Genomic DNA, 22,921 nt, shown 5'->3' on the forward strand with positions numbered 1-22,921 from the left:
CCCCTATTGTTGCTGTTGCTGCTGCTGGTCGAGTGTCTGACTGTCCCCGTTGCGTTCGGTCTTCGGCCCCTTGGCCGCCTTCGGCAGCGAGCGCACCACCTCGGCCGCCGCGAGTTCGCGCTCGGCAGCCGACGTGCGCGACGCGAGCACCCAGGTGTCCTTCGAGCCGCCGCCCTGGCTGGAGTTCACCACCAGCGACCCCTCCGGCAGCGCCACCCGCGTCAGCCCGCCGGGCAGCACCCACACGTCGTCGCCGTCGTTGACCGCGAACGGCCGCAGGTCCACGTGCCGCGGCGCGAGCTTGCTGTCGATCTGCGTCGGCACCGTCGACAGCTGCATCACCGGCTGGGCGATCCACCCGCGCGGGTCGCTGCGGATCTTCTTGCAGATCGTGGCCCGTTCCTTCTCCGAGGCGTCGGGGCCGAAGACGATGCCGTAGCCGCCCGAACCCTCCACCGGCTTGATCACCAGTTCGTCGACCCGGTCGAGGACCTCCTCGCGCTCCTCCTCGAGCCAGCAGCGGAACGTGTCGACGTTGGCCAGCAGCGGCTTCTCTCCGAGGTAGTACTCGATGATCGTCGGCACATAGGTGTAGACCAGCTTGTCGTCGCCCACCCCGTTACCGACGGCGCTGGAAATCACCACGTTGCCCGCCCGCGCGGCGTTGAGCACCCCCGCGACGCCGAGCACCGAATCGGGCCGGAACTGCATCGGGTCCAGGTAGGCGTCGTCGATGCGCCGGTAGATCACGTCGACCTGCCGCTCCCCCTCGGTGGTGCGCATGTAGACGGTGTTGTCGCGGCAGAACAGGTCGCGGCCCTCGACGAGTTCGACGCCCATCTGCCGTGCCAGCAGCGAGTGTTCGAAGTATGCGGAGTTGTAGACACCCGGGGTCAGCACCACGACCGTCGGATCGGCGACGTTGTTGGCCGCGGCGTTGCGCAGGGCCCGCAGCAGATGCGCGGAATAATCGCCTACGGCGCGAACCCTGTTGGTGGCGAACAGGTTCGGGAACACCCGTGCCATCGTCCGGCGGTTCTCCATCACATAGGACACCCCGGACGGGGATCGCAGGTTGTCCTCGAGCACGCGGAAACTGCCCTGGGCGTCGCGGATCAGGTCGATGCCTGCGACGTGGATGCGCACCCCGTTGGGCGGATGGATGCCGACGGCCTCGCGGTGAAAGTGCTCGCACGACGTCACGAGCCGCCGCGGGATGACGCCGTCGCGCAGGATCTCCTGCTCGCCGTAGATGTCGTCGAGGTACATCTCCAGCGCCCGCACCCGCTGGGTGATGCCGCGCTCGAGCCGCGTCCACTCGGCGGCGGAGATCACCCGGGGCACCGGGTCGAGCGGGAACGGCCGCTCCTGCCCCGACAGCGAGAAGGTGACGCCCTGGTCGATGAACGCGCGCCCGAGGGCCTCGGCCCTGGCCTCGAGTTCCGAGGCGTCCGCCGGGGCCAACTCGGCGAAGATGCCCTTGTAGGGGCCGCGGACGTTGCCCTGGCTGTCGAACATCTCGTCGAAGGCGCGGTCATAGCCGCCCAGCTTGTTGTAACCCTCGAAGACTCCCTCGTGCCGTCTGGCCGCCCGCGTGGTGCTGCGAGACGAACGGGCGGACTCGGTCGGCAGGGTGCGGAGGCTCACCCCCGCCATGTTGCATGATGCGGACCGTTTCGGCAGGCCAGTGCGGCTCACTTTGGTCGATCGACCCGCCCGCTGGTACCCTGAGCAGTCGCTGCCTGCCGACGCGGGCCGGCGCCGAGACTTCTGTCGAACTGTTCTGAATCACCCGAGACTTACGAAGGAATCACCGCGTGGCCAACATCAAGTCGCAGCAAAAGCGCATCCTCACCAACGAGCGCCGCCGTCTGCGCAACCAGTCGGTGAAGTCCGCGCTGCGCACGTCTGTCCGCGGCTTCCGCGAGGCCGTCGACGCCGGCGAGAAGGACAAGGCCGCCGAGTTGCTGCAGACCACCAGCCGCAAGCTCGACCAGGCCGCCAGCAAGGGCGTCATCCACAAGAACCAGGCCGCCAACAAGAAGTCTGCGCTGGCCCTGGCGCTCAACAAGCTCTGAGCCCGACCGGCCTCCGGTCAGTCGGCCACCAGTTCGGCCACCCGGCGCACCGCCGATTCGAGCGCGTACTCGGGATCCGCGGCTGCACCCTTCACATCCGCGTTGAGCGTCGCCACCAGGCGCATCGCCTCGGCCACTGACGCCCGCGACCATCGCCGGGCCTGTTTCTGCGCCTTCTGCACCCGCCACGGCGGCATGCCGAGCTCGCCGGCCAACCGGTAGGGATCTCCCGTCAGCGGACCCACCCTGGCGATCGCATGCACCGCTTCGGCCAGCGCGTCGGCGAGCACCACCTGTGGCTCCCCGCGCAGCATCGCCCACCGCAGCGCTTCGGCCGCCCCGGCGACGTCGCCGGTGACCGCCTTGTCGGCGATGTCGAAGCCCTTCACCTCGGCCTTGCCCGAGTGGTACCGGCGCACCGCGACGGCGTCCACCTCACCAGCGGTGTCGGCCACCAGCTGCGAACACGCCGCCGCCAGCTCACGGATGTCGGAGCCGACCGCGTCGAGCATCGCCGTGACCGTGTCGTCGCCCACCTTGATCTTCAGCGAGCGGAACTCGTGGCGGACGAAGTCGGCGCGCTCGGCGGCCTTGGTGATGCGGGCGCACGGATACACCTCGGCGCCGAGCTTCTTGAGCTGATCGGCCAGCGCCTTGGCCCGTCCGCCACCTGAGTGCACCACCACCAGCACGGTGCCGGGCGGCAGATCCTCGGCCACGGAGCCGATCAGCGCGACCGCCTCCTTGCCGGCCTCCGCGGCGGCCTCGAGCACCACCACCCGCGTGTCGGCGAACAGCGACGGGCTGAGCAGTTCAGCCAGTTCGCTGGTGCTGACCTCGCCCGCCCGCAGCCGGTCGACCGGGACGTCGTCGGTGCCCGCGTGCTTGCGGGCAACCCGCAGCACACCCGCGACCGCGCGTTCGACCAGCAGCTCCTCGTCACCGAGCACCAGGTGCAGTCCACCGACTTCTTGCCTCACCTCCCGATCGTTTCACGCCGTCCGGACATCGCCCGCGGCGTGGCCCGCCAGCGTCCACGCGAGCAGGCACACGGCGGCCCCGGCGCAGGCGACGCGCACCCACCGCAGGCGCCAGCACACCACCAGCGCCAGAGCACCCAGGGCCACCGCGACCACACCGGGCAGCCCCGACGGCACCGTGACGGCGGCGCCCGGGACGCCCGCGGCGCATCGCGCCACGTTCAGCAGCCACCACAGTTCCGGGCCGGTGAAGCGGATCAGCAGCTGCCCGCCCGCCGGCCACAGCGGACACAGTGCCGCCGCGGCGGTGCCGAGCACCGTGATCGGCGGGATCACCGCGGCGACAGCGAGATTCGCCGCGACCGAGACCACACTCAACGTTCCCGAGATGCCCGCCACCAGTGGCGCGGTCACCAGCTGTGCGGCGACCGCGACGCTGGTCGCGTCGGCCAGCGGTTTCGGCCAGCCGCGCGCGACCAGCTGGCGTGACCACACCGGTGCCAGCACGATCAGCGCGGCGGTCGCCGACACCGACAGCGCGAAGCCGACGTCGACGGCCAGCTCGGGGGCGCCGATGAGCAGCGCGATGACGCTGCCCGCCAACGCGGGCACGGCATGCCGTCGCCGGTGCGACACCACCGCCAGCAGCGTGATCGCCCCCATCACCGCCGCACGGAGCACGCTGGCCGACGGCTGCACGACCACCACGAACGCCAGCAGCACGAGCGCCGCGAGCAGCACCGCCGTCCGCGGGCCCAGGACCCCCGCGCTGAACAGCACCGCCCCGCAGACGATCGTCACGTTCGCGCCGGAGACAGCGGTCAGATGGGTCAGGCCGGCGGCCCGGAAGTCCGCGGTCGTCGACGCCGTCACCGCCGACGTGTCGCCGAGCACCAGCGCGGGCAGCATCGCCGCCTCCTCAGGCGGCAGCACCGCTCGCGACTGGTCGGCGAACCCGGTCCGGACACCGTGCGCGGCCCGCTGCACGGCCGAGGCCTCGCCGAGCGTCGGCTCCCCGGTCGCCGAGAGCACCGCCACCGTGAGGTCCCGGCGGCCGGGTGCACCGACGCGCGCACGGAACGTCGCCGGCCGGCCCGCGGTCAGCTCGGCGAAACCGGACACCGAGGCGAACGCGACGACCCGGCCGGACGACGGCAGGCCGTCGACCGCCTGCAGCGTCCCGCGGAACATCAGCCGGCCGCCGCCCAGCGAGCGCGGGCTCTCTGCCGGGGTGACCGTGACGGTGGCCGAGCGGCCGTGCAGCACACCGACGGGGTGGTTGTCGACCTGGTGCGTCCGCACCGCCGCGGCGACGGTGAACGCGGCCCCGACCGCGGCCACCGCCGCCAGGCCGGCGCCCGCCGCCCGCAGTGCGCTGCCGACGTCGCCGCGACCGCCGGCCCACCAGCCCGCGGCGGCGGTGACGGCGATCGCGATCAGCGTCGCCAGCACCGCCGCCCCGGCGTGCCACAGCGTGGTGGCCGCGGTCACCGCCCAGCCGGTCGCAGCGGCGGGCACCAGCCGCAGGTCGAGGTGGCGGTCGCCGTCCATCCGCCGTCACACCCGGACCAGGTCGCGCAGCTTGTCCAGCCGGGCCGGACCGATGCCGTCGACGTCGCCGAGCTGGTCGACGCTGGTGAACTTCCCGTTGGCGTCGCGCCAAGCGATGATCGCCGCCGCCGTCACCGGTCCGACGCCGGGCAGCGTGTCGAGCTGTTCGGCCGTCGCGGTGTTGAGGTCCACCGCCTCCGTCGGCGCCGACCCCGGATCGCCTGGCGGCGCGGGCGGCGGCGCAGCACCGGTCTGCTCGCTCACCGAACTGCCCATCGTGGTCGGCCGGCCCGGCGGCGCCGCGATGCCGACGATGATCTGCTCGCCGTCGGTGACACGGCGCGCGAGGTTCAGCCCGACGAGGTCCGCCCCGTCCAGCGCGCCGCCCGCACCCTCGAGGGCGTCGGCGATGCGCGCGCCCGCCGCGAGCGTGACCAGGCCCGGCTTGTGCACGAGGCCGACGACGCTGACCACCACCGGCCCGTCGCCGCCGGGTGGTCCCTGCGGTCCGGCGGAGGACAGCGGCGCGACCGGCGGCAGTTTCGCCGCGGCCACCGGCGGCGGCTCGTCGCGGATCACGGTGAACACGGTCACCAGCACCGCGATCACCCCGACCACAGCCAGAGCCGCCACGCCCGCCCGTCCGGGGTCGGCGCGCACCGTCGTCAGCCACCCCCGCGCCGAGGCGCCACGGGAGTCGTTGTCCGTCAACTCATCCGGCAGCCACCGCGACAGCGCGGTGTCGGACCGGTCGGCGGTGGCCGGGTCGGCCTCGCCGCCGGCCTCGACGGAGACGGCGTCGTCCGCCTCGGCGCCGAGACGGCGGGCCGACCTGTCGGACTGCGGTTCGGTGCGCATGCGCCGACCGTAGGTCCGCGAGCCGACCGCGACCGCCGCCACGACGGCGTGCCGGCCGCGGCTGGGGATGAACGCGCGACTGTGGACAACTCCCTGCCGATCGTGCACACCGGGCGAATAGTGTCTACCCACACATGACTCGACGAGGAGGCACCAGATGACCGCACCGGCGGCGAACCGGCCACTGCGCGTGATCCAGTGGACGACGGGCAACATCGGACGGCGGTCCCTGCACGCGATCATCGGCCGCAGCGACATGGAGCTGGTCGGGGTGTACGCACACGGCGCGGACAAGGTCGGTGTCGACGCGGCCGAGCTGTCCGGGTGGCCGGAGCCGACCGGCGTCACGGCGACCGACGACATCGACGCGCTGATCGCGCTGAAGCCCGACGCGTGTTGTTACAACCCGCTGTGGCCCAGCGTCGACGAACTGGTCCGGCTGCTCGAGTCCGGCGTGAACGTCTGCTCGACCGCGGCGTGGATCACCGGCGGAAAGCAGACACCCGAAGACCTCGACCGCATCCGGAAAGCCTGCGAGACAGGCGGATCGACCATCTTCGGCAGCGGCGCACACCCCGGCATGACCAACATGGTCGGCATGGTGCTGTCCGGGTCGTGCGAACGCGTCGACGAGATCCGCATCACCGAGTCCGTCGACTGCTCGACCTACGAGTCCGCGGGCACCCAGTCCGCGATGGGATTCGGCCAGGACCCCGACACCCCCGGCCTCGCCGAGAGCGTGCGCCGCGAGAGCGAGGTGTTCGCCGAATCGGCGGCGATGATGGCCGACGCGATCGGCGCGACCGTGGACCGGATCACGTTCGACGTCGAGTTCACCGCCGCCACCGGCGACAGCGATCTGGGCTTCATGCAGATTCCGGCGGGCACCGTCGGCGGGGTGTACGGCTACCACCGCGGCTGGGTGGGCGACCGCAACGTGGTCAGCGTCGGCTTCAACTGGACCATGGGTTCCCATGTGACACCGCCGAAGCCGCTCGAGCACGGCCACGTCATCCAGGTGTTCGGGCTGCCCAACATGCGCACCGTGCTGCACTGCCTGCCGCCCCGGGACTGGACCGAGGCGGGTTTCATGGGGCTCGGGATGATCTACACGGCGATGCCGGTGACCAACGCGGTGCCCGCGGTGGTGGCCGCGCGCCCCGGCATCGTGACCCTCAAGGATCTGCCACCGGTCACCGGCCGCGCCCAGCTCTGACTCGTCGGGGGGTCACTCGCTGATCTGGACGACCACGCCGACGGCGCCGCCGCCGACGTGGATCGACAGCACCGCGCCCATGTCGGTCACCGTCAGGGACTCGACCTGGGGCAGCCGACTGGTGAGCGCTGCCCCGATCTGGTCCGCGGCGTCGTGGTTGTCGACGTGGTGCACGGTGACGGCCGCCCGCCGGTCACCGATCAGCTCGGCGATCTGGTCGACCATCGCCGCGTGCGCCTTGGACACCGTGCGGATCCGCTGGGACAGCACCAGGCGGCCGTCGACGTCCAGGCACAGCAGTGGTTTGAGCGCCAGCGCGGTGCCCAGCCACGACGCGGTGGTGCCGATCCGGCCGCTGCGCCGCAGGTTGTCCAGCCGGTGCACGACGATGAACGCGTGTCCCCGCGGCATCGCCGCCCTGGCCGCCGCCTCGACCGCGTCCAGGTCGGCACCGGTGGCCGCCGCCCGGGCCGCCGCGAGGGCGACGAACCCGACGCCCATGGCCGCCGACCGGGAGTTCACCACCCGGACCGCGGGTCCGAACTCCCGCGCCGCCTGCACCGCGGAACCGACCGTGCTCGACAGTGCCGCCGAGATGTGAACGGCCACAACGCCGTCGCCGCCGCTGTCGTGCAGGGCCTGCCGGTAGGTGTCGACCAGCTCGGCGGGTGTCGCGCCGGCCGTCGTCACGTGGGCGTGGTCGTGGATGTCGTAGGGCACCGGGTCGATCCCGTCGCGCAGATCGGTGCCGTCCACGAGCACGTGCAGCGGCACCTGCCGGATGTCGTGCTGCTTGAGGTCGTCGGGCGCCAGCCGCGACGACGAGTCGGTGACCACGACGACCGGCATCGTCAGCCCGCCGGATCCGGTTCGCCGGCACCGGCTTCGGCCAGCGCCTTGAGCATCAGCTCGGCGACCGCCTGATGTGCCTCGAAGTTCCAGTGGATGCCGTCGGGGTTGCCGCGACCGCTCATCACCTCGTCGCCGACCGCCGCCTTCAGGTCGACCAGCGGGACATCGTGCTCCTGCGCCCATTCGGTGAGTGCCCGCACCGTGCCTGCCCGGCCGTGGTGCGCCCTGCCGTAGGAGTCGGCGATGTGCACCGACGGCAGCGATGCCACCACCGGGATGCCGGGACGGTTGAAATCGATGGCGCCGCGGGTCATCTCGAGATACTCGACGCTCAGATGCGGGGGCAGCGCGGCGCGGGCCACCGGGGAGAACCGGGGCTGCACCCAGCCGTATCCGTCACGCACCCAGCGCCGCAGCCACGGCGGCCGGACGTAGCGGATCAGCTCGCGCAGCGCCGTGGGCAGCGGCGAGGGCAGCGAATCCATGCCGCAGGTAGCGAAGATCACCGCCCCGGCCCGTGGCAGCGCCGCCCACGACCGCGGGTCCTGGGTGGCCGCCCACCAGACGTCGCGACACGTCCAGCCGATCCGGCCGATCAGCTCGAGCTCCCAGCCCAGCTGCGACGCCACCAGATTGGGCCAGATCCTGGGGTCGTCGGCGGGCAACCCGCCGGTCGGGCCGTAGTAGGCCAGCGAATCGGCGAACACGAGCAGCGTCCGGTCCGGCGGACCGCTGCGCTCAGAGGACGTCATTGGCCACCTGCGCCGAGGCGTTCCACACGTCGAGCCGCCACCGCACGGCGTCCGCGTCGGGCCGGGAATGCCCTGACAGCTGGACCCAGCTGGCGTTGCCCATGCCGCCGAGCACCGGCCAGTTGTCGACGGGCAGCGCCAGCAGCGCCGCGGTGAGCGCGGCGATCAGACCGCCGTGCGCGACCAGCACCACGGGCCGGTCGGCGTCCGCACCGTCGCGGTCGGAACCCCAGGCCGGTTGCGTGGCGATGATCTCGTCGACCAGCGGCATGCTGCGTGCGGCCACGTCGACGCGGCTCTCGCCGCCGTGCGGCGCCCACCGCGCGTCGTCGCGCCACGCCAGCCGGGCGCCCGGCGCCGCGGCGTCCACGTCGAGGTGCGTCAGGCCCTGCCAGTCCCCCAGATGGGTCTCGCGCAGCCGCGCATCGATGCCCACCGGCACCCCGGAACGCTCGCCGAGCACCGTCGCGGTGTCCAGGGCGCGGCGCAGATCCGAGGACAGGATCAGCAGCGGCTGCCGCTTGGCCAGCACCTCGGCCGCGGCCACGGCCTGATCGCGGCCGAGGTCGGTGAGGTCGGTGTCGAGCTGGCCCTGCATCCGGCTGCCCGCGTTGTACTCGGTCTGGCCATGCCGCAGCATCACCAGCCGCCGGACGGTCACGGCGATCCGTCCAGATCGACCGGCACCGTCGGGCAGTCCCGCCACAGCCGGTCGAGCGCGTAGAAGTTGCGCTCGTCCTGGTGCTGGATGTGCACGACGATGTCGACGTAGTCCAGCAGCGTCCAGCGACCCTCCCGGGTGCCTTCCCGCCGGGCCGGTTTGTGGCCGGCGATCCGCATCTTCTCCTCGACTTCGTCGACGATCGCGTTGACCTGGCGTTCGTTGGACGCCGACGCGATGACGAAGCAGTCGGTGATGACGAGCTGGCCCGACACGTCGATGACCACCACGTCGTCGGCGAGTTTGTCGGCGGCCGCCCGCGCCGCGACGGTGGCCATCTCGATCGCCTCGTCGGTTGCGCTCATCGGTTGTCTCCCTCTGTGTCGGCCGGCGCGGTGTAGAGGCCGCGCTTGGCCACGTACTGCACCACACCGTCGGGTACCAGGTACCAGATCGGTCGTTCCTCCTGCGCCCGCAGCCGGCAGTCACTGGAGGAGATCGCCAGCGCGGGCACCTCGACCAGAGTCAGCGCGTCGGCGGGTAGCTCGCGCATCGCCGCGGCGATGTGCTTGCCGTCCAGCTCGTACCCGGGCCTGCTGACGCCGACGAATCGGGCGATCGAGAACATCTCCTCCCAGTTCTGCCAGGACAGGATGGAGGCCAGCGCGTCGGCGCCGGTGATGAAGTACAGGTCGGCGTCGGGGTTCTGCGCGCGCAGGTCCCGCAGGGTGTCCTTGGTGTAGGTGGCACCGCCGCGATCGATGTCGACGCGGCTCACCGAGAACCGTGGATTCGAGGCGGTCGCGATGACCGTCATCAGGTAGCGGTCCTCGGCGGCTGTCACCTGGCGGTCGTGCTTCTGCCAGGGCTGGCCGGTCGGCACGAACACCACCTCATCGAGATCGAACAGGTCGGCGACCTCGCTCCCGGCGATCAGGTGGCCGTTGTGGATGGGATCGAATGTCCCGCCCATCACGCCGAGCCTGCGCCGAGTTGCCACGAAAAGCGAGCTTACGGGAGCGTCACCGGCGGGCAGGAGCGAAGCGGATCAGATGGGCAGCAGGGCGTCGATCACGCCGGCGAGCTGTTTGGCCGACCGGCACTCGTGCATGGTGATGACCTCTTCGTAGCGCGGCACCGCCGAGTCGCCGCTGCCCCACAGGTGCCGCGGTTCGGGGTTGAGCCAGTGCGCGTGCCTGCTCGCCGTCACCATCTGGGTGAGCAGATCGATCTCGGGATTGCGGTAGTTGTTGCGGGCGTCGCCGAGCACGAGCAGCGAACTGCGCGGGCTCAGCACATTCGGGAAGCCGTGCAGGAACGACGAGAACGCGTTGCCGTAGTCGGAATGGCCGTCACGGGTGTAGACGCCCGCCTCGCGGGTGATGCGCTGCACCGCGACGGCCAGGTCGGCGTCCGGCCCGAACAGCGTGGTGACCTCGTCGGTGGTGTCGATGAAGGCGAAGACCCGCACCCGGGAGAACTGCTGGCGCAGTGCGTGCACCAGCATCAGCGTGAAGTGGCTGAACCCGGCCACCGAGCCCGACACGTCGCACAGCACCACGAGTTCGGGTCGGGCCGGGTGCGGCTTCTTGAGCACCACGTCGATCGGCACCCCGCCGGTCGACATCGACTTGCGCAGCGTCTTGCGCATGTCGATCTCGCCCGCGCGTGACCGTCGCCGCCGCGCGGCGAGCCGCGTCGCGAGGGTCCGGGCCAGCGGGGCCACCACCCGGCGCATCTGGCGCAGCTGCTCACCGGACGCGCGCAGGAATTCGACGTTCTCCGCGAGCTGCGGCACGCCGTACATCTGCACGTGCTCACGCCCGAGCTGTTCGGCGGTGCGGCGCTTGGTCTCCGACTCCACCATCTTGCGCAACTGCGAGATCCGCTGCGCGGCAAGCGCCTTGGCGATCTGCTCCTGGGTGGGTGACGGCTCGTCGCCGTACGGGGCCAGCAGTCCGGCGAGCAGCCGGCCCTCCAGGTCATCCAGACTCATCGCCTTGAGCGCCTGGTAGGACGAGTAGGACGGTCCGCGGCTGGAGTTGTAGCGGCCGTAGGCCTCGACGATCTGCGCGATCATCGCGATCAGTCGCTCGTCGAGGTTGGCCAGGTCGGGGTTGTCGGCCAGCATCTTCACCAGCGCGTCGCGCATCGCCTCGATGTCCTCGGGCGGCAGCCCCTGCTCGTCGTCGCTCTCGCCGTCCTCGTCCTCCAGCACGGTCTTCGCGCCGAGCGCGGCGGGGAAGAACAGGTCGAACATCGCGTCGTAGGTGTCGCGGTGATCGGGCCTGCGCAGCACGGCGCAGGCGATGCCTTCGCGCAGCACCTCCCGGTCACCGAGCCCGAGCACCGTCATCACCCGGCCGGCGTCCACGGTCTCCGACGGGCCCACGGAGATGCCCTGTCCGCGAAGCGCTTCGACGAACTCGACCAGGTGACCCGGCAGGCCGTGCGGGGCCAGCGGCTGGGGAGGCCGGACGCGACGCGGCGGCATCAGTTGAGCCTCAGCTCTCCTGCGGCGCGCTGCTGGTCGGACTGGTGTTTGAGGATCACACCCAGGGTGGCGGCGATCATCGCGTCGTCGATGGTGTCCATGCCCAGCGCCAGCACCGTGCGGCCCCAGTCGATGGTCTCGGCCACCGACGGCACCTTCTTGAGCTGCATGCCGCGCAGCACCCCGATGATGCGCACCAGTTCCGACGCGATGTGCTCGGGCAGGTCGGGCACCCGTGAGAGCAGGATCCGCCGCTCGAGGTCCGGGTCCGGGAAGTCGATGTGCAGGAACAGGCAGCGGCGCTTGAGCGCTTCGGACAGTTCGCGGGTGGCGTTGGAGGTGAGCACCACGAAGGGTGCGCGCTCGGCCTTGATGGTCCCGAGTTCGGGCACCGTGACGGCGAAGTCGCTGAGCACCTCGAGCAGCAGACCCTCGATCTCGATGTCGGCCTTGTCGGTCTCGTCGATGAGCAGCACCGTCGGGTCGGTGCGCCGGATCGCCGTCAGCAGCGGCCGCGACAGCAGGAACTCCTCGGAGAAGACGTCCATCTTGGTCTGGTCCCAGTCGCCGGCATCGGCCGCGTTGCCCGCCTGGATGCGCAGGATCTGCTTGGCGTGGTTCCACTCGTACAGCGCCCTGGCCTCGTCGACGCCCTCGTAGCACTGCAGCCGCACCAGCTCCGAGCCGGTGCACTGGGCCACCGCGCGGGCCAGTTCGGTCTTGCCGACGCCGGCGGGTCCTTCCACGAGGAGCGGCTTGCCCAGCCGGTCGGCGAGGAAAACCGCCGTGGCCGTTGCGGTGTCGGGCAGGTAGCCCGTCTCGGCGAGCTTGGCGGCGACATCGTCGATGTCGGCGAACAGCGGCGCGGGGCGTGCGGGAACGCTCACGGGTGAGTCTCCTAGGAACGGTGAAGTCAGGCGGGGCGGGTCTGACCGTCTCCCCAGACGATCCATTTGGTCGAGGTCAGTTCGGGCAGTCCCATCGGCCCGCGGGCGTGCAGCTTCTGGGTCGAGATGCCGATCTCGGCGCCGAATCCGAACTGCTCACCGTCGGTGAACGAGGTGGATGCGTTGACCATCACCGCCGCCGCGTCGACCTGTTCGGTGAAGCGCTGCGCAGCAGCCAGATTCGTGGTGACGATGGCCTCGGTGTGGCCGGTGCCGTATTCGTTGACGTGTGCGATGGCGGCGTCGAGCCCGTCGACCACCGACAGCGCGATGTCCAGCGAGAGGAATTCGGCCCGCAGCTCGTCCTCGGTGGGGTCGGCGTGCACGGTCACCCCGGCGGCCTGCAGCGCGCCGACGAGGCGGGGCACCGCCCGGTCGGCGATCGACGCGTCGACCAGCAGAGACTCGGCGGCGTTGCACACGCTGGGCCGACGGGTCTTGGCGTTGAGCACGATCCGTTCGGCGACGTCGAGATCCGCGGCTTCGTGGACGTACACGTGGCAGTTGCCGACACCGGTCTCGATGGTGGGCACCTGGGCGTCGCGCACCACCGCGTCGATCAGGCCGGCTCCCCCGCGCGGGATCACCACGTCCACCAGGCCGCGGGCCTGGATGAGATGGGTGACGCTGGCACGGTCGTGACTCGGCAGCAGCTGTACGGCGTCGACGGGGAGCCCCTCGGCGGCCAGGGCGGCGCGCAGCGCGACCACCAGTGCCTCGTTCGAGTGCACCGCCGACGAACTGCCGCGCAGCAGTACGGCGTTGCCGGATTTCAGCGTGAGCCCGAAGGCGTCCACCGTGACGTTCGGCCTGCCCTCGTAGACCATGCCGACGACACCCAGCGGCACCCGCTGCTGACGCAGCTGCAGGCCGTTGGGCAGCGTGCGGCCGCGCAGCACCTCGCCCACCGGATCCGGCAGTCCGGCGACCTGACGCAGCCCGGCGGCGATGCCGTCCACCCGCTGGGGGTTGAGGGCGAGCCGGTCGAGCATTGCGGCCGGGGTGCCTGCGGCCCGTGCGGTGTCGAGGTCGACGGTGTTGGCCGCGAGGATGTCGTGCACGCGGGCCAGCACGGCGTCGGCCGCGGCGTGCAGTGCCCGGTCCTTGGTCGCCGTGGGCAGCGTCGCCAGGACGCGGGCCGCGACCCTGGCGCGTCGGGCGGCATCGTGGACCTGCTGGCGCAAGTCGGCAACCGGCGGTGCTTGCAGACTCATCAGCCCAGCGTATCGGACCTGCGCCCGGCGCTCGACGCGTGTCAGGGACCGCGGGTGGTGGCGCTGGTCTAGCGTGGGAAGACTATGGCGACGCGGGTCTGCGTGGTCGGCAGTGTGAATGCCGACGTGACGTACCGGGTCTCCGCGTTGCCGCGGCCCGGACAGACGGTGCTGGCGACCTCGACGTCGAGCGCGCCGGGCGGCAAGGGCGCCAACCAGGCGGTGGCCGCCGCGCGGGCCGGCGCGGAGGTGGCGCTGGTCGCCGCACTCGGTGACGACGCGGCCGCACAGTCGCTGCGGGGCCATCTGCGCGGCAACGGAGTAGGCCTCGACGGGGTGATCACCGTGCCGGGGCCCAGCGGCTCTGCGGTGGTCATGGTCGACGCGGCCGCGGAGAACAGCATCGTGGTGGCGCCGGGCGCGAATGCCCGGCTCGACGTGGGTTCCGCGGCGGTGCGCGACGTGATCGCCGCCTGCGAGGTGCTGTTGCTGCAGTTGGAGATCCCCGTCCCGACTGCCGTCCACGCTGCGCGGCTGGGCCGCGACGCCGGCGCGGTCGTCGTCGTCAACGCCTCGCCCGCCGGCGCGAAGGCCCACGAGCTGCTCGCCCTGTCCGAACTGGCGGACGTGGTGGTGGTCAACGAGGCGGAAGCGGCCGACTGGCACTGGCCGGTGCCGCATCTGGTGATCACCCGGGGCGCACGCGGCGCGAGCTACCTGGGCGACGGGGAGCGTTTCGACGTCCCCGCGCCGGCCGTCCGGGCGGTCGACACCACCGGGGCGGGTGACGTCTTCGCCGGTGTGCTGGCGGCGGACTGGCTCGGCGGTCACGAAGCGGCGCTGCGCCGCGCGTGTGTGGCAGGCGCGCTGGCCACCCTGGTACCCGGTGCGGGTGACTGCGCGCCGTGCTCAGATGCCATCGACGACGAACAGCAAGGGAGACAGCGTGACCGACGCTCCGCGACCACCCGACGGTGACTGGCTGGGAACGAAGTTCCTGCGCTTCGACAGGGAGGGTCCGTTCGGCGTCTGCACACTGGACCGTCCCGAGGCGCGCAACGCGATGACCCCGGCGATGTACTTCGGCATCAAGTACGCCGTCAAGCACGTCGACGCCGACCCGGACCTGGCCGGTCTGCTGATCACCGGCGCCGGTGACGTGTTCGCCCCCGGCGGTGACATGGGCGGTGGCGGCGAGGACAACTGGCTGACGTTCGGATCCGCGCTCGGGATGGACGCACTGCCGTTCGACACGCTGCGGCAGTCGGTCAAGCCGGTGGTGGCCGCGGTCAACGGGTTGTGTCAGGGCGGCGGGCTGCAGATCGCGCTGTGTGCGGACATCGCCGTGGTGAGCGAGCGGGCGACGTTCCGGGTGCCCGAGCTCTACCGCGGCATCGCCGACACCTACTACAGCCACATGCTGGCCCGGCTGATCGGACCGGTCCGCACCCGCGACCTGATGTTCACCGGCCGCACGCTGTCCGCCGCCGAGGCGCTGGACTGGGGCATGGTGGCGCGGGTGGTCGCCCACGACGACCTGCACGACGCCGCTCGTGAGGTGCTCGCCCAGTGCTGCCGGACCGCGCCCGGCGCCCGCTCGGCGATCAAGTCGAGCATCGACGCCTACGTCGGCCTCTACGACCGCATCGGGATGCAGGCCAGCCTCGGCGCACCCGAGTCGATCGAGGGCTTCATGGCGTTCAAGCAGCGGCGTTCCCCCGAGTGGGTGCACCCGGACCTGCGCATCGACGGGCGCCTCTGACGCCGGTCAGCTCTCCGGGATCTCGCGTTCGATCTCGTCGAGCCAGATGCGCGCCGACATGTCCGACGGAGCCCGCCAGTCGCCGCGCGGCGACAACGATCCGCCCGCCGACACCTTCGGCCCGTTCGGCAGGGCCGACCGCTTGAACTGGCTGAACGAGTAGAACCGCTGGGCGAACACCTGCAGCCAGTGCCGGATGTCCTTCAGCGAGTACTCCGGCCGTTTGTCGTCGGGATAGCCCGACGGCCAGTCGCCCGAGCCGGCGTCGTGCCACGCGTGCCAGGCCAGGAAACCGACCTTCGACGGACGGAACCCGTAGCGCAGTACGTGGAAAAGCGAGAAATCCTGCAGCACATAGGGTCCCACCTTGCCCTCGCTGCTCTGGATCTCCTCGTCCTCGCCGGCCGGTACCAGTTCCGGGCTGATCTCGGTGTCCAGCACATCGAGGAGCACCTCGTTGACCGCCTCGTCGAACTGCTTCGATGAGGCGACCCACCGGATCAGGTGCTGGATGAGCGTCTTCGGGACGCCGCCGTTGACGTTGTAGTGCGACATCTGGTCGCCGACGCCGTAGGTCGACCAGCCCAGCGCGAGTTCCGAGAGGTCACCGGTGCCGAGCACGATCCCGCGGCGCTGGTTCGCCAACCGGAAGAGATAGTCGGTGCGCAGGCCGGCCTGCACGTTCTCGAACGTGACGTCGTAGACCTTCTCCCCGCGCGAGAAAGGGTGGTCCATGTTCTTCAGCATCAGCTCTGCGGTCGAGGTGATGTCGATGGTCTCGAACGTCACGCCCAGCGCCTCGGCCAACCGGGTGGCGTTGCTCTTGGTGCGCTCACCCGTCGCGAAGCCGGGCAGGGTGAACGCCAGGATGTCGCTGCGCGGACGGTTCTCCCGGTCCATCGCCTTCGCCGCCACGATGAGAGCGTGGGTGGAGTCCAGACCACCGGACACCCCGAGGACGATCTTCGGGAAGTCCAGCGCCCGCAGTCGCTGCTCGAGCCCGGCCACCTGAATGTTGTAGGCCTCGTAGCAGTCCTGCTCCAACCGGGCCGGGTCGACCGGCACGAACGGGAACCGCTCGAGCTCGCGGCGCAGACCGATGTCGCCGGCCGGCGGCTCCAGGGTGAACTCGACGCGCCGGAACGCGTCCTCGTCGATGCCGTGGTGGCGGCGGTTGTCGTCGAACGTGCCCATCCGCACGCGCTCGTTGCGGAGCAGTTCGACGTCGACGTCGGCCACCGAGCGGCGCTCCCCCTTGGGGAACCGTTCGGACTGCGCGAGACAGACGCCGTTCTCCCAGATCATCGTCTGCCCGTCCCAGGACAGGTCGGTCGTCGACTCGCCCTCTCCGGCCGCCGCGTAGACGTAGGCCGCCAGGCACCGGGACGACGCCGAGCGTGCCATCAGGTTGCGGTCCTCGGCGCGGCCGATCGTGATGGGACTGCCCGACAGATTCGCCAGCACCGTTGCCCCGGCCAACGCCGCCTCGGCACTCGGCGGCACCGGAACCCACATGTCCTCACAGATCTCGACGTGCAACACGAACGCGGGCACGTCGGCCGCGGCGAAGAGCAGGTCCGTGCCGAACGGCACCTCCTCGCCGCCCACCCGGATCTCCCCCCGCTCGTCGTCGCCGGGAGCGAGCTGACGCTTCTCGTAGAACTCGCGGTAGTTGGGGATGTAGGACTTGGGAACGACGCCGAGGATTCGTCCGCGGTGGATGACGGCCGCGGTGTTGTACACCCGATTGCGGTGACGCAGCGGCGCCCCGACGACCAGCACCGGCAGCAGATCCGCGGACCTGGCCACGATGTCGAGCAGTGCGGCCTCGACCGCCTCGAGCAGCGCGTCCTGCAGGACGACGTCCTCGATGGAGTAACCCGTCAGTGTGAGCTCGGGGAACACCGCCAGTCCCACACCCTCGTCGTGACACTCGCGCGCCAACCCGATCACCGAGTCCGCGTTGCCCGCAGGGTCGGCGAGGGCCGTGGTGTGGGTGCACGCGGCGACGCGCACGAAGCCGTGCCGGTAGGCCGAGAAGAAATCCATGCCCTCATGTTGCCCGCTGAGACGGCGGGGTATGCAGGCAACCATGAGCAAGACCGCCATGCTGATCATCGACATGATGAACACCTACGACCATCCCGACGCCGAGAAGCTGGCGCCGAACGTCGAGAAGATCGTCGATCCACTGGCCGGACTCGTCACCGAGGCCCGCCGACGCGACGACGTCGACCTCATCTACGTCAACGACAACTACGGCGACTTCACCGCCGAGTTCAGTGACATCGTGCGCTCGGCGCTCGACGGCGAACGCCCAGACCTCGTCAAGCCGATAGTCCCGCAACAGGGCTGCCGGGTGATGACGAAGGTTCGCCACAGCGCCTTCTACGCCACCTCGCTGGCATACCTGCTGAATCAGCTGGAACCCGAGCGGCTGATCCTCACCGGGCAGGTCACCGAGCAGTGCATCCTCTACACCGCACTCGACGCCTATGTCAGGCACTTCCCCGTCGTCGTCCCGCCCGACGCGGTGGCACACATCGACGCCGAACTCAGCGACGCGGCGCTGACGATGATGAAGGACAACATGAGCGCCGAGATCATCCCGGCCGCCGAGTGCTTGGGGTGACCGGTCGAAACAGCCCCTGAGCTGCGGTCACGGGGCCGTTGTCTGGCCTCCGCCTATTCTGGTGGACGTGGAATCACCCGAACTCGTCGCCCTGCTGCGGGGCAGGCGAGTCGCGGTGCTCACCGGCGCGGGGATGTCGACCGACTCCGGTATCCCGGACTACCGCGGCCCGGACTCGCCGCCGAGCAATCCCATGACGATTCGCCAGTTCACCGGCGACCCGGTGTTCCGGCAGCGCTACTGGGCGCGCAATCATGTGGGCTGGCGGCACATGGCCGCGACCCTGCCCAACGCCGGGCACCGCGCGCTCGCCGCGTTGGAGCGCGCCGGCGTGGTCAGCGGGCTGATCACGCAGAACGTCGACCTGCTGCACACCAAGGCGGGCAGCAGGCACGTCATCGATCTGCACGGCACGTACGCGCAGGTGGTCTGCCTGGACTGCGGGCACACCATCTCCCGTGCGGCACTGGGCGATCTGCTGGAGGCGGCCAATCCAGGCTTCCTGGAGCGGGCGGAGGCGGTCGGCGGGATCGCCGTCGCCCCGGATGCGGATGCCGTCGTCGGTGACACGTCGTCGTTCCGCATCGTCGACTGCCCGAGCTGCGGCGGAATGCTCAAGCCCGACATCGTGTACTTCGGCGAGAGCGTGCCGAAGGAGCGGGTGGACCGGGCGTACGCGATGGTCGACGCGGCCGACGTGCTGCTGGTGGCCGGATCGTCGCTGACCGTGTTCTCCGGGTACCGGTTCGTCCGGAACGCCTCGGCGCGCGGGATGCCGGTCGCGATCCTCAACCGCGGACCCACCCGCGGCGACGACCTGGCGACGGTGAAGCTCGACAACGGCTGCTCACCGATGCTGGCGCTGCTGGCCGACGAGTTGCCTGCGCTGTCTGCCTCCGCTTGACTGCCCGGGTGACTTCCGTGCTGGACCGCTGGCGTCCCGATCCCGGCCCCGTCCACGGCAGATGGGCCGCCGGTGTCGGCGAGACACTGACCGCCGTGCTGCGACCCCCCGATGTGCTCGCCGCGCCGCTGCGCCTGCTCAATTACTTCGGTGGGGTCGCCATCAGCGCCGAGGCCGTCGAATTCGACGGGGACGACGTCGAGTGGTCCGACGTCGACGACATCGAGACGGTCAGCTTGTTCGGCTACCTGTTCTCCGGCGCCCTCGACAAGCAGCTGAACAAGCTGCCGCTGCCGCGCTTCCCTGGGCGCAGCCTGATGGTGGGTGTCGCCTCGGACGCCGCGCTGACGGCGATCGTCGCCGCGACCGGTGACACGCTGCGCTCGGTGGACGTGAAGATCCCCGCCGAGATCAACTACCGCGGCCTGGTGCGGCGTCGCACCCTGTCGCCGGGCATCCTGGCCACGCTGCTGCTCGCGGACGGCGCCGTGCGGTCGTCGCTCACCGCGACCGCCGAGGCGAAGGGGATCCGGGTCCGGCCGTCCGACGACGACCCCCTCGAGGAAGCCGCCCTGCGCGCGACCCGGATCAAGCGGTTCGTGGGACGGCTGGCGAACCGCTAGACGGCGACCAGGTCGTCGGCGTGCACGGCGGGCCTGCGCATCTCGGCGGGCAGGTCGGAGGTGGAGCGGCCGAGCATCGTGGCGAGTTCGGAGTGGTCGTAGGCCACCACCCCGCGGGCCACCATGGTGGCGTCCTGTGCCCGCAGTTCGACGACGTCGCCGCCGTAGAACCGGCCGGACACCGCGGTGATGCCCGCGGACAGCAGCGAACGTCGTTGTCCGACAACGGCACGCACCGCACCGTCGTCCAGCGTCAGCGCGCCGGCGGCCTCCGCGGCGTACCGGACCCAGAACCGCCGTGCCGACATGCGTTCGGCGCGTGGCGCGAAGACGGTGCCCACCGACGCGTCGGCCAGCGCGGCGGTCGCGTCGGCGGCAGCGGCGAGCAGCACCGGCACTCCTGCGTCGGCGGCGAGCAACGCCGACGACAGCTTCGACGCCATGCCGCCGGTGCCCAGATGGCTGCCACGGCCGGCGACCACGCCGTCCAGATCGTCGGGACGCGCCACCTCGGAGATGAAGTGGGCGCTGCCTTTTCGCGGATCGGAATCGTAGAGGCCGTCGACGTCCGACAGCAGCACCAGCGCGTCGGCGCCGGTCAGGTGCGCCACCAGCGCGGAGAGCCGGTCGTTGTCGCCGAACCGGATCTCGTTGGTGGCCACGGTGTCGTTCTCGTTGACGATCGCCACCGCGTGCAGCGCCCGCAACCGGTCGAGGGTGCGCTGGGCGTTGGTGTGCTGGACCCGCATCGAGATGTCATGCGCGGTCAGCAGGACCTGTCCGACGGTGCGCTGATAGCGGGCGAACGCCGTGCTCCAGGCGTTGATCAGGGCGACCTGTCCGACGCTGGCGGCGGCCTGTTTGGTCGCCAGGTCGGCCGGCCGCCGGGACAACCGCAGCGGTTCGATACCGGCGGCGATCGCGCCCGAGGAGACGATCACCACGTCCGAGCCGGCCTTCATCCGGGCCTCGATCGCCTCGACCAGCGTCGCCAGCCGGCCTGCGTCGAACACCCCGGCCGGAGTGGTCAGCGCGGTGGTGCCGATCTTGACGACGATGCTGCGGGCGGTGCGGACGGCCTCCCGGTGCGCGGAGACCGCGTGTCCGGCCCCGTCGGACGTCACTCGTCACCGCCGGAGCGGCGGCGCTCCCGCCTGGCGACCTTGCGCTCGGCGGCCCGGACGCGGTCGGTCTGCTCGAGGCGGATGTCGGTGCCGCGGCCCGACAGGGGCATGTCGATACCGGCCGGGGTCTGCGGCTCCCAGTCGAAGGTCACGTCGCCGATCGTGACCGCGCAACCCGGCTTCGCACCGAGCTTGATCAGTTCGTCCTCGACCCCGAGCCGGTTGAGCCGGTCGCCGAGATAGCCGACGGCCTCGGCGTTCTCGAAGTCGGTCTGGCCGATCCAGCGTTCGGGCCGCGCGCCGCGCACCACGAATCCCCCACGGCCGTCGGACTCCACGGTGAAGCCGCTGTCGTTGACGGGGACGGGACGGATGACGGGGCGCCTCGGCACCACCGGAGGCTGTGCCGCCCGGTAGGAGCTGACCAGTTCCCACAGCGCGAACGTCAACGGCCGCAGGCCGTCCCGGCTCACGGTGGAGATCTCGAACACCGGCCAGCCGAAACGGCGGGCGACCTCGTCGCGGACGAAGTCGGCGAGCTCGCGCGCGTCCGGCACGTCGATCTTGTTGAGTACCACCGCGCGTGGCCGTTCGGCGAGGTCACCCAGCGCGGTGTCACCCTGCAGCGTCGGGGTGTAGGCGGCCAATTCGGCCTCCAGCGCCTCGATGTCGGACACCGGGTCGCGGCCCGGTTCCAGCGTCGCGCAGTCGACGACGTGCACGAGCACGGCGCACCGCTCGATGTGGCGCAGGAATTCCAGGCCGAGGCCACGGCCCTCGGACGCGCCGGGGATCAGTCCGGGCACGTCGGCCACCGTGAACGTGTGGTCCCCCGCCGACACCACGCCCAGGTTGGGCACCAGCGTGGTGAACGGGTAGTCGGCGATCTTGGGCTTGGCCGCCGAGATCACCGACACCAGAGACGATTTGCCGGCCGAGGGAAAGCCGACCAGGCCGACGTCGGCGACGGACTTGAGTTCGAGGGTGAGGTCGCGGACCTGCCCCTTCTCGCCGAGCAGCGCGAAACCGGGCGCCTTGCGGGCCCGTGATGCGAGCGCCGCGTTGCCCAGCCCGCCGCGTCCACCGGCGGCCGCCTCGAATCGTGAACCGGCACCGACCAGATCGGCGAGCACCCGGCCCTGCTCGTCCAGCACGACGGTGCCGTCGGGCACCCGCACCTCAAGGTCCGCGCCCGCAGCGCCGTCACGATTGCTGCCCGCGCCCTGCTTACCGGAGGGCGCGACGACATGCGGATGGAAGTGGAAGTCCAGCAGCGTGTGCACCTGCGGATCGACGACCAGCACGATGCTGCCACCGCGGCCACCGTTGCCGCCGTCGGGACCGCCGAGGGGTTTGAACTTTTCGCGGTGCACCGAGGCGCAGCCGTGACCGCCGTTGCCCGCGGTCGCGTGAATCACGACGCGGTCGACGAAGCGGGGCATTGCAGTACTCCTCCGAAAGTAACGCTGGGGCGGAAAAGCGCTCGCGAGTCCACCGCAGCGTCACCGTCGCGAAGTTTAAGCCTCCGGGCGGACGACCGGGACGATGTTGACGAGCTTGCGGCCGCGCCTGTTGCCGAACTCGACGGCGCCGGGAGCGGTGGCGAACAGCGTGTCGTCACCACCACGGCCGACGTTGACTCCGGGATGGAAGTGGGTGCCGCGCTGACGCACGATGATCTCGCCGGCCTTGACGACCTGGCCGCCGAACCGCTTCACGCCCAGACGCTGAGCGTTGGAGTCGCGACCGTTGCGAGAGCTGGAAGCGCCCTTCTTGTGTGCCATGTCCGTTCGCTCCCCTACTTGATTCCGGTGACCTTGAGCACGGTCAGCTGCTGACGGTGCCCCTGGCGCTTGTGGTAGCCGGTCTTGTTCTTGAACTTGTGGATACGGATCTTGGGACCCTTGGTGTGCTCGAGCACCTCGCCGGTGACGGCGACCTTCTCCAGCTCCTTGGCGGCGCTGGTGACGTTCGCACCGTCCACGAACAGCGCGACGGGCAGCGAGACCGAAGCACCCGCGTCGGCGTCGAGCTTCTCGACCTTCACGATGTCACCGACCGCGACCTTGTACTGCTTGCCGCCGGTCTTGACGATTGCGTAGCTCGCCATCGATGGTCTACCTCTTCGTATCGCGGGCGCGCGCTACCCGTGGGCGCGAGCGCGGGTCTTGGGGTGCGGGCTTCAGGTGTGTTGACCACCTGTTCCCGCTGCCACCGGCCCGGATCACATGCAGCCTGGTGACAACTGGTCAAGGGTACGTGACCAGCGGGTA

The 22,921-nt window shown here is 70.8% G+C and carries 24 protein-coding genes; 7 read left to right on the forward strand and 17 right to left on the reverse strand.

Features of this window, described 5'->3' with window-relative positions:
• Positions 1-3 precede the first annotated feature (3 nt).
• Complete coding sequence (locus ACPCHZ_RS15705; RefSeq protein ID WP_423485576.1) at positions 4-1,656, reverse strand: circularly permuted type 2 ATP-grasp protein; 1,653 nt, start codon at positions 1,654-1,656, stop codon at positions 4-6.
• A gap of 161 nt (positions 1,657-1,817) precedes the next feature.
• Here ACPCHZ_RS15705 and rpsT point away from each other — a divergent pair, with 161 nt between their 5' ends.
• A complete protein-coding gene (gene rpsT, locus ACPCHZ_RS15710; protein WP_264015371.1) occupies positions 1,818-2,078 on the forward strand; it encodes a 30S ribosomal protein S20 in 261 nt (86 codons plus the stop codon).
• Between the two features lie 17 nt (positions 2,079-2,095).
• Here the strand turns inward: rpsT and holA are convergent, their stop codons facing one another.
• Genes holA through ACPCHZ_RS15725 form a run of 3 tightly spaced genes read right to left on the reverse strand, consistent with a single transcriptional unit; the run spans position 2,096 to position 5,467 of the window.
• Complete coding sequence (gene holA / locus ACPCHZ_RS15715) at positions 2,096-3,058, reverse strand: DNA polymerase III subunit delta (RefSeq protein WP_423485577.1); 963 nt, start codon at positions 3,056-3,058, stop codon at positions 2,096-2,098.
• Between the two features lie 12 nt (positions 3,059-3,070).
• A complete protein-coding gene (locus ACPCHZ_RS15720; protein WP_423485578.1) occupies positions 3,071-4,609 on the reverse strand; it encodes a ComEC/Rec2 family competence protein in 1,539 nt (512 codons plus the stop codon).
• Positions 4,610-4,615: 6 nt separating this feature from the next.
• Positions 4,616-5,467 carry a helix-hairpin-helix domain-containing protein gene (locus ACPCHZ_RS15725; RefSeq protein ID WP_423485579.1) on the reverse strand — a complete coding sequence of 284 codons (852 nt, stop codon included), beginning with the start codon at positions 5,465-5,467 and terminating at the stop codon, positions 4,616-4,618.
• A 157-nt stretch (positions 5,468-5,624) separates the two neighbouring features.
• Here ACPCHZ_RS15725 and ACPCHZ_RS15730 point away from each other — a divergent pair, with 157 nt between their 5' ends.
• Complete coding sequence (locus tag ACPCHZ_RS15730; RefSeq protein ID WP_423485580.1) at positions 5,625-6,683, forward strand: dihydrodipicolinate reductase; 1,059 nt, start codon at positions 5,625-5,627, stop codon at positions 6,681-6,683.
• A 12-nt stretch (positions 6,684-6,695) separates the two neighbouring features.
• On the opposite strand, the gene ACPCHZ_RS15735 is transcribed toward ACPCHZ_RS15730, so the two are convergent.
• Genes ACPCHZ_RS15735 through ACPCHZ_RS15770 form a run of 8 tightly spaced genes read right to left on the reverse strand, consistent with a single transcriptional unit; the run spans position 6,696 to position 13,603 of the window.
• Complete coding sequence (locus ACPCHZ_RS15735; RefSeq protein WP_423485581.1) at positions 6,696-7,532, reverse strand: DegV family protein; 837 nt, start codon at positions 7,530-7,532, stop codon at positions 6,696-6,698.
• A gap of 2 nt (positions 7,533-7,534) precedes the next feature.
• Positions 7,535-8,287 (reverse strand): diglucosylglycerate octanoyltransferase, encoded by a 753-nt coding sequence (gene octT, locus ACPCHZ_RS15740; RefSeq protein WP_423485582.1) that lies wholly within the window; start codon positions 8,285-8,287, stop codon positions 7,535-7,537.
• Positions 8,274-8,948 carry a glucosyl-3-phosphoglycerate phosphatase gene (gene gpgP / locus ACPCHZ_RS15745; RefSeq protein ID WP_364981700.1) on the reverse strand — a complete coding sequence of 225 codons (675 nt, stop codon included), beginning with the start codon at positions 8,946-8,948 and terminating at the stop codon, positions 8,274-8,276. The genes octT and gpgP overlap by 14 nt, the downstream gene beginning before the upstream one ends.
• Complete coding sequence (rsfS, locus tag ACPCHZ_RS15750; protein WP_423485583.1) at positions 8,945-9,313, reverse strand: ribosome silencing factor; 369 nt, start codon at positions 9,311-9,313, stop codon at positions 8,945-8,947. Before rsfS ends, gpgP begins: the two co-directional genes overlap by 4 nt.
• The gene (gene nadD, locus ACPCHZ_RS15755) at positions 9,310-9,948 is read right to left on the reverse strand and encodes a nicotinate-nucleotide adenylyltransferase (protein ID WP_423485584.1); all 639 of its coding nucleotides are present in this window, start codon (positions 9,946-9,948) and stop codon (positions 9,310-9,312) included. The genes rsfS and nadD overlap by 4 nt, the downstream gene beginning before the upstream one ends.
• Before the next feature lie 48 nt (positions 9,949-9,996).
• Entirely contained in the window at positions 9,997-11,442 is a 1,446-nt protein-coding gene (locus tag ACPCHZ_RS15760; RefSeq protein WP_423485585.1) for a vWA domain-containing protein, read from the reverse strand.
• Positions 11,442-12,329, reverse strand: coding sequence for an AAA family ATPase (locus tag ACPCHZ_RS15765; RefSeq protein ID WP_264015382.1), 888 nt, complete (start codon positions 12,327-12,329; stop codon positions 11,442-11,444). Before ACPCHZ_RS15765 ends, ACPCHZ_RS15760 begins: the two co-directional genes overlap by 1 nt.
• A gap of 26 nt (positions 12,330-12,355) precedes the next feature.
• Positions 12,356-13,603 (reverse strand): glutamate-5-semialdehyde dehydrogenase, encoded by a 1,248-nt coding sequence (locus ACPCHZ_RS15770; RefSeq protein WP_423485586.1) that lies wholly within the window; start codon positions 13,601-13,603, stop codon positions 12,356-12,358.
• Between the two features lie 84 nt (positions 13,604-13,687).
• Between ACPCHZ_RS15770 and ACPCHZ_RS15775 the strand changes: the two genes are divergently transcribed.
• Entirely contained in the window at positions 13,688-14,581 is an 894-nt protein-coding gene (locus ACPCHZ_RS15775; RefSeq protein WP_423485587.1) for a ribokinase, read from the forward strand.
• Positions 14,517-15,365 (forward strand): enoyl-CoA hydratase/isomerase family protein, encoded by an 849-nt coding sequence (locus tag ACPCHZ_RS15780; RefSeq protein ID WP_364981718.1) that lies wholly within the window; start codon positions 14,517-14,519, stop codon positions 15,363-15,365. Before ACPCHZ_RS15775 ends, ACPCHZ_RS15780 begins: the two co-directional genes overlap by 65 nt.
• A 6-nt stretch (positions 15,366-15,371) precedes the next feature.
• Here ACPCHZ_RS15780 and ACPCHZ_RS15785 read toward each other — a convergent pair whose 3' ends face one another.
• Positions 15,372-17,414 carry an NAD(+) synthase gene (locus ACPCHZ_RS15785; RefSeq protein ID WP_423485588.1) on the reverse strand — a complete coding sequence of 681 codons (2,043 nt, stop codon included), beginning with the start codon at positions 17,412-17,414 and terminating at the stop codon, positions 15,372-15,374.
• 43 nt (positions 17,415-17,457) lie between these two features.
• Between ACPCHZ_RS15785 and ACPCHZ_RS15790 the strand changes: the two genes are divergently transcribed.
• From ACPCHZ_RS15790 to ACPCHZ_RS15800, 3 genes are all read left to right on the forward strand, one after another.
• Positions 17,458-17,997, forward strand: coding sequence for a cysteine hydrolase family protein (locus ACPCHZ_RS15790; protein WP_423485589.1), 540 nt, complete (start codon positions 17,458-17,460; stop codon positions 17,995-17,997).
• 67 nt (positions 17,998-18,064) lie between these two features.
• Positions 18,065-18,901 (forward strand): NAD-dependent protein deacetylase, encoded by an 837-nt coding sequence (locus ACPCHZ_RS15795; protein ID WP_423485590.1) that lies wholly within the window; start codon positions 18,065-18,067, stop codon positions 18,899-18,901.
• Between the two features lie 8 nt (positions 18,902-18,909).
• A complete protein-coding gene (locus ACPCHZ_RS15800) occupies positions 18,910-19,524 on the forward strand; it encodes a hypothetical protein (RefSeq protein WP_423485591.1) in 615 nt (204 codons plus the stop codon).
• Here the strand turns inward: ACPCHZ_RS15800 and proB are convergent.
• The 4 genes from proB to rplU form a co-directional block, all read right to left on the reverse strand.
• Positions 19,521-20,648, reverse strand: coding sequence for a glutamate 5-kinase (gene proB, locus ACPCHZ_RS15805; RefSeq protein ID WP_423485592.1), 1,128 nt, complete (start codon positions 20,646-20,648; stop codon positions 19,521-19,523). The genes ACPCHZ_RS15800 and proB overlap by 4 nt on opposite strands.
• Positions 20,645-22,090: a GTPase ObgE gene (gene obgE / locus ACPCHZ_RS15810; protein ID WP_423485593.1), complete on the reverse strand. Its 1,446-nt coding sequence runs from the start codon at positions 22,088-22,090 to the stop codon at positions 20,645-20,647. The genes proB and obgE overlap by 4 nt, the downstream gene beginning before the upstream one ends.
• Positions 22,091-22,165: 75 nt before the next feature.
• A complete protein-coding gene (gene rpmA / locus ACPCHZ_RS15815) occupies positions 22,166-22,432 on the reverse strand; it encodes a 50S ribosomal protein L27 (RefSeq protein ID WP_423485594.1) in 267 nt (88 codons plus the stop codon).
• Positions 22,433-22,446: 14 nt separating this feature from the next.
• Entirely contained in the window at positions 22,447-22,758 is a 312-nt protein-coding gene (rplU, locus tag ACPCHZ_RS15820) for a 50S ribosomal protein L21 (RefSeq protein WP_364981741.1), read from the reverse strand.
• Positions 22,759-22,921: the final 163 nt, after the last annotated feature.

Origin of the sequence: Mycobacterium sp. NPDC050041 (assembly GCF_049541695.1) — a bacterium.
Lineage (GTDB): Bacteria > Actinomycetota > Actinomycetes > Mycobacteriales > Mycobacteriaceae > Mycobacterium.